General features: G+C 53.1%; 12 protein-coding genes. 5 read left to right on the top strand and 7 right to left on the bottom strand.

Annotated features, from left to right (window positions below; genetic code table 11):
• Positions 1–155: 155 nt before the first annotated feature.
• A complete protein-coding gene (locus AUP42_RS13075; protein ID WP_062952051.1) occupies positions 156–572 on the top strand; it encodes a DUF1489 family protein in 417 nt (138 codons plus the stop codon).
• A 2-nt stretch (positions 573–574) separates the two neighbouring features.
• Here AUP42_RS13075 and AUP42_RS13070 read toward each other — a convergent pair whose 3' ends face one another.
• Entirely contained in the window at positions 575–1537 is a 963-nt protein-coding gene (locus AUP42_RS13070) for a transcriptional regulator GcvA (protein ID WP_062952050.1), read from the bottom strand.
• A 143-nt stretch (positions 1538–1680) separates the two neighbouring features.
• Between AUP42_RS13070 and AUP42_RS13065 the strand changes: the two genes are divergently transcribed.
• The 3 genes from AUP42_RS13065 to AUP42_RS13055 all read left to right on the top strand — a co-directional run bounded on the left by AUP42_RS13065 (position 1681) and on the right by AUP42_RS13055 (position 4096).
• Entirely contained in the window at positions 1681–1929 is a 249-nt protein-coding gene (locus tag AUP42_RS13065) for a DUF1127 domain-containing protein (RefSeq protein ID WP_062952049.1), read from the top strand.
• A gap of 141 nt (positions 1930–2070) precedes the next feature.
• Positions 2071–3108 (top strand): polyphosphate kinase 2, encoded by a 1038-nt coding sequence (gene ppk2, locus AUP42_RS13060; RefSeq protein WP_062952048.1) that lies wholly within the window; start codon positions 2071–2073, stop codon positions 3106–3108.
• 61 nt (positions 3109–3169) lie between these two features.
• Positions 3170–4096, top strand: a complete 927-nt coding sequence (locus AUP42_RS13055) for an NAD(P)-dependent oxidoreductase (RefSeq protein WP_269451393.1) — start codon at positions 3170–3172, stop codon at positions 4094–4096.
• Between the two features lie 108 nt (positions 4097–4204).
• Here AUP42_RS13055 and AUP42_RS13050 read toward each other — a convergent pair whose 3' ends face one another.
• The 5 genes from AUP42_RS13050 to fliN form a co-directional block, all read right to left on the bottom strand.
• On the bottom strand, positions 4205–5233 hold the full coding sequence (locus AUP42_RS13050) for a ribonucleotide-diphosphate reductase subunit beta (protein WP_170954151.1): 1029 nt from the start codon (positions 5231–5233) through the stop codon (positions 4205–4207).
• 41 nt (positions 5234–5274) lie between these two features.
• Entirely contained in the window at positions 5275–7149 is a 1875-nt protein-coding gene (locus AUP42_RS13045; protein WP_062952182.1) for a ribonucleoside-diphosphate reductase subunit alpha, read from the bottom strand.
• A gap of 72 nt (positions 7150–7221) precedes the next feature.
• Complete coding sequence (locus AUP42_RS13040; RefSeq protein WP_062952045.1) at positions 7222–7515, bottom strand: hypothetical protein; 294 nt, start codon at positions 7513–7515, stop codon at positions 7222–7224.
• A 103-nt stretch (positions 7516–7618) separates the two neighbouring features.
• Positions 7619–9955, bottom strand: a complete 2337-nt coding sequence (locus AUP42_RS13035; protein WP_062952181.1) for a glucose/quinate/shikimate family membrane-bound PQQ-dependent dehydrogenase — start codon at positions 9953–9955, stop codon at positions 7619–7621.
• Positions 9956–10159: 204 nt separating this feature from the next.
• Complete coding sequence (gene fliN, locus AUP42_RS13030; protein ID WP_062952044.1) at positions 10160–10462, bottom strand: flagellar motor switch protein FliN; 303 nt, start codon at positions 10460–10462, stop codon at positions 10160–10162.
• A gap of 184 nt (positions 10463–10646) precedes the next feature.
• On the opposite strand from fliN, the gene AUP42_RS13025 reads away from it, so the two are divergent.
• Positions 10647–11750 carry a PLP-dependent cysteine synthase family protein gene (locus AUP42_RS13025; protein WP_062952043.1) on the top strand — a complete coding sequence of 368 codons (1104 nt, stop codon included), beginning with the start codon at positions 10647–10649 and terminating at the stop codon, positions 11748–11750.
• Positions 11751–11831: 81 nt separating this feature from the next.
• Here the strand turns inward: AUP42_RS13025 and AUP42_RS13020 are convergent, their stop codons facing one another.
• The gene (locus AUP42_RS13020) at positions 11832–12335 is read right to left on the bottom strand and encodes an Hsp20/alpha crystallin family protein (RefSeq protein WP_062952042.1); all 504 of its coding nucleotides are present in this window, start codon (positions 12333–12335) and stop codon (positions 11832–11834) included.
• Positions 12336–12451: the final 116 nt, after the last annotated feature.

Genomic DNA, 12451 nt, shown 5'->3' with positions numbered 1-12451 from the left:
GAATTTGGATGATTACGCACTATTGGTCAAGTTTTTTTGTGAAATACATATAATTACAATTATTATTTGTAATTATTAATCCCCCCTTGACCAAACCACGCATGACTTCTAGGTCAGATAACACCCTGTCTCGCCCGAAAGAATACGAACAAACCATGCCCCTTCACCTGATCAAACTCAGCGTCGGTACAGAAAGCCCTGAAACCCTGCGTCAATGGCAGGCCTATTTTGGCGGGCTTCACGGCCGGATTTACCACACCACACGAATGACTCCGAAACGCAAGACGGAGATTCTGGAGGGTGGTTCAATCTATTGGGTGATCAAGGGGGCCATTCGTGCCCGCCAGCGCGTTGTCGATCTGGAAGAATTCATTGACGAGGAAGGCATCAAACATTGCCGCATCGTCCTTGATCCCGAACTGGTCGAAACCCGCACATGGCCCCACCGCGCATTTCAGGGCTGGCGATACCTTACCGAAGACAAATGCCCACCGGATGAAAAGCAGGCCGGTGGCGCAGAAGCACTTCCCGAAGACATGGCAGACGAATTGCGCGAACTTGGCCTGATCTGAATTCAGGCATCGGGATTGGGCGTAATGATTGTCAATGCCGGCTGACTTTCCTCGATATCCGTAAGCGTTGCGGCAACTTCATCCTTTAACCAGCGGATAAAGGCCTGCACACGCGGCCGGTTCAGGTTTTCCTCGGGACAGGTCAGATAATAGGCATAGCTTGACGCGACGGTTTGCGGGAACGGCCGGACAAGCAAACCGGCCTTCAGGTCCTGCGCAGCCAGACTGGTGCGTGCCATACCAACACCATGCCCCATCAGGGCCGCCTGAATAACCATGTCGCCGGAATTGAAGCGTAGCCCGCGACGCAGATCAATACCCTTGACGCCAACCCCTTCCAACCAGAACTGCCAATCCGCAGCACGGGGCTGTTCTATATGTGAAGTCGCATCATGCAACAGTTGGTGCCCTGCTATGTCGGCCGGTTTATTCAAAGGAGGACTTGATGCCAGATAATCCGGACTGCAAACCGGGAAAACCTCGTCACGCATCAACAGTTCGGTATAGAGATTGGGATAACGCCCTCGCCCAAAGCGTACCGCCAGATCAATGCCTTCGTTACGGAAATCAACCAGACGGTCATCAGCGTGAATGCGTACATCGATATCAGGATGTGCCTCGCGAAAATGCCCCAGACGCGGCACCAGCCATTTGACGGCAAAGGATTGCAATACGCTGACCGTGACGACCCCGGCCTCCTCCACCGCCCGGAGACTTTCGATTTCCCCGGCAATGCGTGAAAAGCCTTCATACGTTGCCCGCGCCAGACGGTCACCTTCGTCAGTCAATTGCAATCGCCTCGGCAACCGAAAGAACAGCCGAAAACCCAAATATTCCTCGAGCTGGCGGATCTGCTGGCTAATAGCCCCCTGGGTCACAAAAAGTTCCTCGGCTGCACGGGTAAAATTAAGATGCCGGGCAGCCGCATCAAACGCACGCAGGGACTGTAACGGGGGTAAACGCATTTTTTGCCTCAAGCCAGCCAATCATTAGGTCAACTAATACTTAACCCCAGAAATACTCGTTTGTCACGCAAGACGTTTGGCGTGAATATGGGTCTCAACCATAGAAACCTCTCATTAGAGGAACTTAATTCAGGAGAACGAACATGGCACATTCAATCTGCCAGACGACTTCTGGCCAGCACACGACACGCCACAACCATATCAGCGGCTTTCAGCAATTTTCCGGAAACCTGCAGCAGGGACTAAACACGGCACTGAACATTATTGCCGCCACCATGGCCAAAAGGTCGCAACGCCGTGCCCTTATGCGGTTGAGCGACAGCCAGCTTGCCGATATCGGCCTGTCACGCACCGATGCCGAAGCCGAATATCGGAAATCCTATCCGATCTGATCAGACGAGACCACCGACTGCGCCATGATCGAAAACCCGATCCGCCCCCACGGATTTGACATACCTCCTTGCGCCCCCTTTCGATCATGGCGCATTTATGCCACTGTAATTTCCCATCAAGGTTGCAGAGGCATCAGCAGAATGGCCGCGAAAAAGCAAGGCACCCCGACAAAGAAGACAGGAAGCAGCGACAATACGATCCGCAATGCAGTGAAACATACTGCACGCAGCCGCAAGGCCTCAAAACAGCATCCCGATCTTTCCAGTCTTGATAGCGAAGCCCGCGACCGTTTTTTGCTGGATGCCGAAAACATGACGATGGATCGCCTTGATGACCTTCCTTCAAGAAAACACAGTGCTTCTGAAAGAACACCTTCCGGCGACGATCTTCCTCCGGATGTTGATCTTGATCCCAATTCACATGCCAAAAAGATGCATGGCAAACAGTATCTTGAGCTGATTGCGCCCCTGCATATCGAACTTCTCAAACTGCAAAACTGGATCAAATCCGAAAATATCAAATCCCTGGTCATCTTCGAAGGCCGCGATGCAGCAGGCAAAGGCGGCACGATCAAACGCTTTACCGAACATCTTAATCCGCGCGGTGCACGTGTCGTCGCACTGGGCAAACCGAACGACCGGGAAGTGACCCAATGGTATTTCCAGCGTTATGTCGAACATCTGCCGTCCGGCGGGGAAATCGTCCTGTTTGACCGGTCCTGGTATAACAGGGCGATGGTTGAACGGGTCATGGGCTTCTGCAACATGTTCGAAGTCAGCGAGTTCCTGCAATCGGTTCCAGCTTTGGAACGCATGCTGATCCGTTCCGAAATCCACATGACCAAATTCTATTTTTCGGTCAGCAAAAAAGAACAGGCACGCCGGTTTGACCAGCGCAAGCAGGATCCGCTCAAACAATGGAAGCTGAGCCCGGTTGATCTGGCATCCCAGAATCTTTGGGATGCCTATACCGAAGCGAAGACTGAGATGTTCTTCCATACCTCGACTGCCGACAGCCCGTGGATCATTGTCAAATCCGATGACAAGAAACGTGCCCGTGTGAATGCGATCCGATATTATTTGTCACAGTTCGAATATCCGGGAAAACGCACCGAACTTCTAACTTATGATCGCAGAGTTATTCATACCGTCAGCGAAGAACTCTCACTAGAAGACTGACCGTTCCGCTTTGGATGTATTCCGGATCGTGGAAACATTGTACCCGTGACATTCCCCTGCATTGACATTCCGAAGGCTGCCTCCTTTACTGGTACGACCAATTCACGGGAGGCACGAAATGGCAAAATGTGCATTTATCGGGCTGGGAGTCATGGGATATCCTATGGCCGGCCACCTGCAAAAGGCAGGTCACGACGTTACCGTTTTCAACCGCACCGCCGCAAAGGCAGATAAATGGGCGGGTGAATACGGCGGAAAATCCGCCCCTACCCCGGCTGACGCCGCAAAGGGGGCAGAGTTTGTTTTCATCTGCGTTGGCAATGACGAAGACCTGCGCAGTGTTGTCCTGGGCGATACCGGGGCACTGGCCGGCACGGAAAAGGGTGTTGTTGTCATCGACAATACGACCGCCTCGGCCGATGTTGCGCGCGAACTTTATACTGCGGCCAAAGCGGCGGGTGTTTCCTTTATCGACGCCCCGGTTTCCGGTGGGCAGGCAGGGGCCGAAAACGGCGTTCTTACCGTCATGTGCGGTGGTGATCAGGCAGCGTTTGATCGCGCGGCCCCGGTAATTGATGCTTTTGCCCGCTCCTGCCAATTGATGGGTGAAAGCGGATCCGGTCAATTGACCAAGATGGTGAACCAGATTTGCATTGCCGGTCTGGTTCAGGGGCTTTCCGAAGGTGTCAATTTCGGGCGCAAGGCCGGACTTGATATGGCAAAGGTCCTTGACGTGATTTCCAAGGGTGCCGCTGGTAGCTGGCAAATGGAAAACCGCGGCAAGACCATGGTCGAAAACAAGTTTGATTTCGGGTTTGCGGTTGACTGGATGCGCAAGGATCTTGGCATCTGCCTTGAAGAATCCAAGCGTAATGGTGCCCGCCTTCCGGTGACAGCACTCGTTGACCAGTTCTATGCCCAGGTACAGGAACGTGGTGGCAATCGCTGGGATACCTCCAGCCTGATTGATCTTCTGGCACGTGGATAACTTTAATATCCACTAGCATAAAAAGCGAAAAACCCGTCAGATTTTGACGGGTTTTTTTACCTCTAATAGCCCACAAAAAAGAATTCTTCACACAAATACAATCCAAAACTAGCAAAATGCCTCATCCCAGGTACCGCGTGTTGCGGCCTTGGAATACTCGGTCGCACGATTTTCAAAGAAGTTGGTGTGCTCGACCGCATTCAGCATCGCGTCCATCCACGGCAACGGGTTCTGTTCGATCCCGTATTGCTCTTCAAGTCCAAGCTGGCTAAGGCGACGATCTGCGATATAGCGGATGTACTTCTTGATATCTTCCGCCGTCAGGCCCTGCACGGCACCTGCTTCGAACGACAGATCAATAAACGCATCTTCGTGGCTGACGATGGTTTTGCAGGCCTCGATCAGGTCGCTGCGCATTTCGTCATCCCAGATTTCCGGGTTTTCTTTGCAGAATGTCCGAAACAGCCGAATGATACTCTCGCAATGCAGGCTTTCGTCGCGCACCGACCATGTCACGATTTGCCCCATGCCCTTCATCTTGTTGAAGCGCGGGAAGTTCATCAGCATCGCGAATGATGCAAACAGCTGCAGACCTTCGGTAAATGCGCCAAATACCGCAAGCGTTTTGGCGATGTTGCGTTTGCCCTGTGCCGTCAGGCGCAAATCACCATGTTCATCAGTATATTCATCTTCCGGGCCGATGCCCCAAATCTGCATGTAATCGTATTTATCCTTCATCTCCTTGTATTGGAGGAAGGCCTCATACTCGGCTTCGGGCATACCGATGGTATCGAGAAGATGCGAATAAGCCGCGACATGGATGGTTTCCATGTTCGAAAACGCCGCCAGCATCATCTGGACTTCGGTCGGTTTGAACACGCGCGTGTAATGACGCATGTAGCAATTATTCACCTCGATATCCGACTGGGTGAAAAAGCGGAAAATCTGCGTCAGGAGGTTACGCTCGGCATCGGAAATCGTGTGGTTCCAATCCTTGACATCATCAGCCAGCGGCACTTCTTCGGGCAGCCAGTGAATTTGCTGCTGGGTCAGCCATGCCTCATAGGCCCAAGGATAACGGAACGGCTTGTAGACCGGGTTTTCCGTCAGAAGATCAATTACTTTATCGTCAGACATATCGTCACTTCTCGCAAAAATTTCCATGCACTCAAGCCGCCTTACTGGCAGGCGAGGCATTCATCATAATCAGGTTCACTCGCAGCCTGTGCGGTGGCAGCCGCAACCAGTGCCGGTATTTCAAACGAGCTTTCCGGGCTTGGCATATCGTCGTCATTGGACTTTGCCCGCCCCGGAATATTCGCAACCACCTCGGCCCGCTGGATCGATTTCGACCGGCAGTAATAAAGGCTTTTGACACCCTTCTTCCATGCCTGAAAATGGATCTGATGCAGATCGCGCTTATGAACGTTCGATGCCAGGAAGATGTTCAATGACTGTGCCTGATCGATCATCGGGGTGCGATCACCGGCCAGTTCGATCAGCCAGCGCTGATCAAGCTCGAACGCGGTCTTGAAGATGTCTTTTTCCAGATCGGACAGGAAATCCAGATGCTGAACCGATCCTTCATGCACAGTGATCGAAGTCCAGACTTCCTCGTTATTCCGGCCTTTTTCCTCAAGTACCTCGGCAAGATACTTGTTGCGCACGTTAAACGAGCCTGAAAGCGTCTTGTGGGTATAGGAATTTGCCGCCATCGGCTCTATCCCCGGCGAAGCACCACCACAAATGATCGAGATCGAGGCTGTCGGCGCAATTGCCGTCTTGTTCGAAAAACGTGCTTCGATACCGTATTCTGCCGCATCCGGGCAGGAACCACGTTCTTCGGCCAGCTTCTCGGATGCCGCATCGGCATGTTTTTTGACGTGATCGAAAATCTGCTTGTTCCAGACCTTGCTCATTACCCCTTCAAGCGGCACTTTTTGCGCCTGCAGGAAGGAATGGAAGCCCATCACGCCAAGACCAACCGAACGTTCGCGCATCGCGGAATATTTCGCGCGCGCCATCGTATCGGGCGCATGATCGATAAAGTCCTGAAGCACGTTATCAAGGAAACGCAGAATATCTTCGATGAACTGCGTGTCATCCTTCCAGGTCAGATAATGTTCAAGGTTCAGCGACGACAGGCAGCAAACAGCAGTACGATCCCCGCCCAGATGATCCTTACCGGTCGGCAACGTGATTTCCGAACACAGGTTGGACGTCTTGACGCTAAGCCCTGCCAGTTTGTGATGTTCCGGCACGGCACGGTTCACGGTATCGATGAACAGCATATAGGGCTCGCCGGTCTCAACGCGCGACGTCAGCAAACGTATCCACAATGAACGCGCGCTGATTTTGCGGACAACATGCCCGTCTTTCGGCGATGTCAGCGCCCATTCCTCGTCATTTTCAACCGCACGCATAAAGGCATCCGAAATCGCAACGCCTTGATGCAGGTTGGGTGTCTTGCGGTTCGGGTCACCACCGGTCGGACGACGCATTTCGGAAAATTCTTCGATCTCGGGATGGCTGACCGGCATGTAAACCGCAGCCGATCCGCGGCGCAAGGACCCTTGGCTGATCGCCAGTGTCAGACTGTCCATCACACGGATAAACGGCACCACGCCCGATGTCTTGCCGTTCTTTCCGACCTTTTCGCCGATCGAACGCAGATTGCCCCAATACGAACCGATCCCGCCGCCACGCGCGGCAAGCCAGACATTCTCGGTCCAGATATCGACAATGCCGCCAAGGTTGTCGTCCGCCTCGTTCAAAAAGCAGGAAATAGGCAAGCCGCGGGTCGTTCCGCCATTCGACAGGATCGGGGTTGCCGGCATGAACCAAAGCTTTGAAATATAGTCATAAAGACGCTGCGCATGCGCTTCGTTATCACCATAGTAACTGGCGACGCGCGCAAACAAATCCTGATAGCTTTCGCCCGGCATCAGATAGCGGTCATTCAAAACCGCCTTGCCAAAATCGGTCAGCAATGCATCGCGCGAACGATCAACAATGACGCGCGCACCTTTTTCGTGCTGCACCACATCCAGCATCTTCATGCTTGTAGTCCCCTTACCTGAACGGTCGCCCGTTGGCGGCGATCCGCTTCCTGTTTGTTATCTTCATCAAACGGCACTTGCCTGATCCTGCCCCGATTGACGGTCTGCCAGATCACCAAAACCGCCGTTTCCAATGCCCGTTTGAAAATGGTTATGCCTGCTCAGGACCGGATTGAAAACACAATATGTAGTGGGAATGGATAAAAAACCGTCAATCGATTGTATCAGTTCCGTTACAATCCCGGATATCCAATGATTCGCGACAAAGGCGCTTCTGGCGCGCCCTGCGGTCAAGCAAAAGATCAGCAAAATTTTTGCGAACTGCTTGATCCCAAAGGTTGTGTTTGGGGTGATCGGCATCCCTCAAATTCGCAAAATACCAGTCGCGATTCCCGATTTGAATTGCCCCAAACAAAAAGCGCCCGGACAAACCGGGCGCTTTTTGCAGATACTCAAAACATGCTTAGGGCAGCTTGTAGGCCATCACGTAATCACCGGCCTTGGTCCCGATGGAACCATGCCCACCAGCAACGATCAGCACATATTGCGTACCGTCATCTGTGGTGTAGGTCATCGGTGTTGACTGCCCGCCAGCGGGCAGTCGCGTTTCCCAAAGCTGCTTGCCCGTAGTGACGTCATAGGCACGAAAGTAGTTATCAACCGCCGCACCAAGAAACGCCACACCACCCTTGGTGATGATCGGGCCCCCGATGCCTGGCACACCAAGCTTGAACGGCAATGGCAGGGGCGTCATATCCTCGACCGTACCGTTTTTATGCTTGTAAACAACCTCGCCAGTGCGAAGGTCCGCGCCCGCGACATAGCCCCATGGCGGAGCTTGGCACGGTACGCCAACTGGTGACAGGAACGGTCCCATACTGACTGCATAAGGCGCACCTTCATTGCGGTTGATTCCCATCTCGCTGGCCTTTTCCGTACCGCGCGGCGGCACTTCGTCGCGCGGGATCAGTTGCGATGTGAAAGCAAGATATGTTGGCATGCCGAACATGATCTGTTTTTCCGGATCAATCGCCACACTGCCCCAATTGAATGTGCCGAAGTTGCCGGGATAAACCAGCGTCCCTTCCAAAGAAGGCGGGGTGTAACGGCCTTCATATTTCAACTGATGGAACTGAATGCGACATGCCAGCTGATCAAACAGCGTAATGCCCCACATATCCTTTTCCGTCAGCGGTTCAGGCATGAAGGTAAGATCCGAAACCGACTGTGTCGGCGCGGTGAAATCTTCCGGAATGGCGCCCCCCGGGGCCGGAACCTCTTTCACCGGAATGATCGGCTCACCCGTCCGGCGATCAAGGACATAGATATCCCCCTGCTTGGTCGGCCCGACAAGTGCCGGGACATTTTCACCATCGTCTGTGGTGATATCAAGCAACGCGGGCTGCGCCGGAACATCCATATCCCAAAGGTCATGATGCACCGTCTGGCGTACCCACTGAACCTGCCCGGTTTCAAGGCTAAGCGCAACGATCGAGGATGAATAGGTTTCTACTTCTTCGCTGCGCCCCATGCCCAGTTGATCGGGCACTTTGTTGCCAAGCGGCACATAGATCATGCCGAGGTCCTCGTCAGCACTCGACACCGACCAGCTATTGGGCGAATTGGCGGTATAGGTCTGACCTTCGGGAATTGGTTCAGTTTGTTCCGGATTGCCGGAATCCCAATTCCAGATCAATTCCCCACTATCAACGTCATAAGCACGAATGACACCAGACTGCGATTTGGTCGAATAATTGTCATTCACCGCCCCGCCAATAATGATCTTGCCGTCGGCAATAACCGGCGGCGAGGTCGAATAATAATATCCGGCCGGGTTATAAGGCATACCTTCTTCCAGATGCACGGTCCCCTGATCACCAAAGTCCGGGCAAACCTCGCCGTTATTGGCATCAAGGGCAATCAGACGCGCATCCGATGTCGGCAGATATACCCGTGATGCACAGGGCGCATCCGCAGCCAGCGCGCTATCCTGATAATAAGTTACTCCTCGACATGTTTGATGCTGTCGGTCCGTATTGTCGGGGACCTCTGGATTGAACCGCCATTTTTCCTGCCCGGTTTTAGCATCAATCGCTATTGCCCAGCTATGCGGTGTGCAAAGATAAAGCGTGTCTTTGATCTTAAGTGGCGTCACCTGATAGGTTGTTTCAGGCACATCCTCGGACCGCCTTACATCGCCGGTCTGAAAGACCCAGGCCTGTTCAAGGGTCGCAACGTTATCGGCATTGATCTGATCAAGTGGCGAATAACGTTGCCCATAAGGCGTACGTCCATATTGATGCCAATCGCCTGCCGGAACATCGCCGCCCAGATCCGGGTTACTGACGACCGGGGTGTTATTAAGCTGGCCTTCGATCGCGTTGGGATTATTCATCATTGAATACACAGCAACGACAATTGCCAGGACAACACTGCCTTCCAGAACGAATGATCGTGCCGGCTTCACTTCCGGCACCGGCTGTCCGACCGAAAGTGTCTTGCGATAGACCGGCATTGCCAGCCACACACCGATCAGGACGGTCAAACCACCACGCGGCCCCAATTGCCACCAGTCAAACCCGACTTCCCAAACAGCCCAGCCAAGGCTTGCAAGCATGAAGAGGGCGTAAAACGGTAAAACGACAGGGCGCTTTGCAAATGATAGGGCTGCGGCAATCAGAAACGCCAATCCGGCCAGCGCATAATACCAGCTACCGCCCAGCAAAATCAGCCAGACGCCACCTGCACCAAGCGCCAATCCGATCAAAGCCATCAACCCGGATGTCAGAATATTGATCATGAGATTGTCCTCGTTGCACAAAAAGCGGGACATACCAACACAGCCTTTGGCCACAAGATGGCAGGCTAAAGGCAATATTGGCACTCATTCGGAAACGTGCAAACGCGCATCCCGGTTCCAACAAGCGTTTGGAAAAAAATAAAAAACCACCGGTTTGAATAAATCCGGTGGTCAGCAGCCATTTGGAATTTATCCGGAAATGGCCTAGTGATGGGTCTCGATAATAGTGCCGGACTTGACAACTTCGGTGATCGTTACGCCAAGGTTTTCATCAACAACGACAAGTTCGCCGCGCGCCACCAGCCTGTTATTGACGTAAATATCAACCGGTTCCCCGACCTTGCGATCCAGTTCAAGTACAGCACCACGGGTCAGGCGCATCAATTGCGCGACCTGTATCTGGCTTTTGCCGATCACCGTCGATACGCGTACCGGCACATCATACGCCGCCCCGATTTCAGATGCGGCATGACGTTTGGCAAAGGGATCGTCGTCGTTATTGGCCATGGTAACCAGATCACCCGGATAAAATGGAAGAATCGCTAAACTCTATTCTAGAGGTTAGCTTTGAAAAAAGTGTTAGCAAGCTTATTCGTAAAATTTACGGTAGTTTTCTGTATAATAATCGCCTACATCAAGAAACCTTCAATGATCCGCGTCACCAGCGCCAAACAGAAATACAGGACTTTTCATGAGCTACGATCGCCAATGGGTGGCTGATGCCATCAACATCATCGAAGCGGACTTCAACCGGTCTGCCGACACCCATCTGATCCGTCTTGATCTGCCGTCACTTGATGGCATAGGGCTTTACCTGAAGGATGAATCGACCCATCCTTCCGGCAGCCTGAAACACCGTCTGGCGCGCTCGTTGTTCCTGTATGGCCTTTGCAATGGCTGGATATCCAAAGACACCCCGATCATCGAGGCATCAAGCGGCTCCACTGCCGTGTCCGAAGCCTATTTTGCCCGCCTTCTGGGGCTGCGCTTCATTGCCGTGATGCCTAAATCAACGTCGCAGCAGAAAATCGATCAGATCGCCTTTTATGGTGGCGAAAGCCACTTGGTCGATTACAGCGGTCAGATTTATGCCGAATCACAGCGCCTCGCGCGCGAGCTGGGCGGCCATTACATGGATCAGTTCACCTATGCCGAACGCGCAACCGATTGGCGAGGCAACAACAATATCGCCGAAAGTATCTTTGATCAGCTCAAACGCGAACCCCATCCGGTTCCGCGCTGGATCGTGGTCGGTGCCGGTACGGGCGGGACATCTTCGACCATCGGCCGCTATATCCGTTACGGACAGATCCTTGGCATGGGATGCGAACTTTGCGTCGCCGACCCGGAAAACTCGGTTTTCTATGATGCTTACGAAACCGGTAAATGCGATATCACCGGGGAAAAAGCATCGCGCGTCGAAGGCATCGGCCGCCCCCGGGTCGAACCCAGTTTCAACCCGACTGTGGTTGATCACATGATCCGGGTGCCTGATGCCGGCAGTTTTGCCGCCCTGCAATATCTCGAAAGACACATGGGCCGTCGTTGTGGCGGGTCGACCGGCACTAACCTGATCGCCACCCTGTCACTGATCAGTCAGATGAAAAAGGCCGGTGAGACCGGATCGGTCGTGACCCTGCTGTGTGATGGCGGTGACCGCTATCGCGACACCTATTACAACCCGGACTGGATCGCCAGACAGGGTATCGACCTTGCACCTTGGTATGCGGCCCTCGAAGCCTTTGATAAAACCGGTGTGTTTGAAATGCCGATGGATTGCTGCACGGCTCACTGACCATCGCCATGTGACTGGAAACAAAAAAGACGGGCGGATTTCTCCGCCCGTTCAGGTGCTTCATCAAGGTTGAGGCAAAACTTAGCCCGAAATCGCGATCTTGCGCGGCTCCGGCTTCACTTCCGCTACTTTAGGGAGAGTTAGTGTTAGGACACCGTTCTTGAACGATGCCGCAATCTTGTCTGCATCGACGCTATCGGGCAGACGGAATGAACGTTTGAAGCTGCCATAGGTGCGTTCGACAACGCGGGCACCATCATTGCTTTCACGGGTTGATTTCTTTTCACCCGTAATCGTCAGGACACCTTCAAGCACCGAGACATCAACATCGCGCTGTTCAACACCCGGGAGTTCGGCGGAAAGTTCGATATTGTCATCGGTCTCATGGACATCGATACGCGGGGTCAAAAGCTTTTGCGGCGCTTCATTGCCATTTGTATCGGCAGAATTCACAAGCCCGTCACGTCCAAAGATCGAGCCGATCATACGATCAAAATCACGTCCGAAAACACCAAACGGATCACCATATGCCGGACGCGAAGCCAAACGACGAGCAGTACCATTTACAGTCTGAAGACCAGTCATAATTACCCTCCTAAACAGACAGGTAGTTCTTGCGTCGCAGGTCCAGTCATGCTGCAACCCTGACGCGTACAAGGCCACCATGGCCCTTCAATTCAACAAATAGATCAGGGCGATTT

Origin of the sequence: Thalassospira lucentensis (assembly GCF_001613805.1) — a bacterium.
In the GTDB taxonomy this organism is placed as follows: domain Bacteria; phylum Pseudomonadota; class Alphaproteobacteria; order Rhodospirillales; family Thalassospiraceae; genus Thalassospira; species Thalassospira lucentensis_A.
This window is presented reverse-complemented; position numbering and strand designations above follow the sequence as displayed.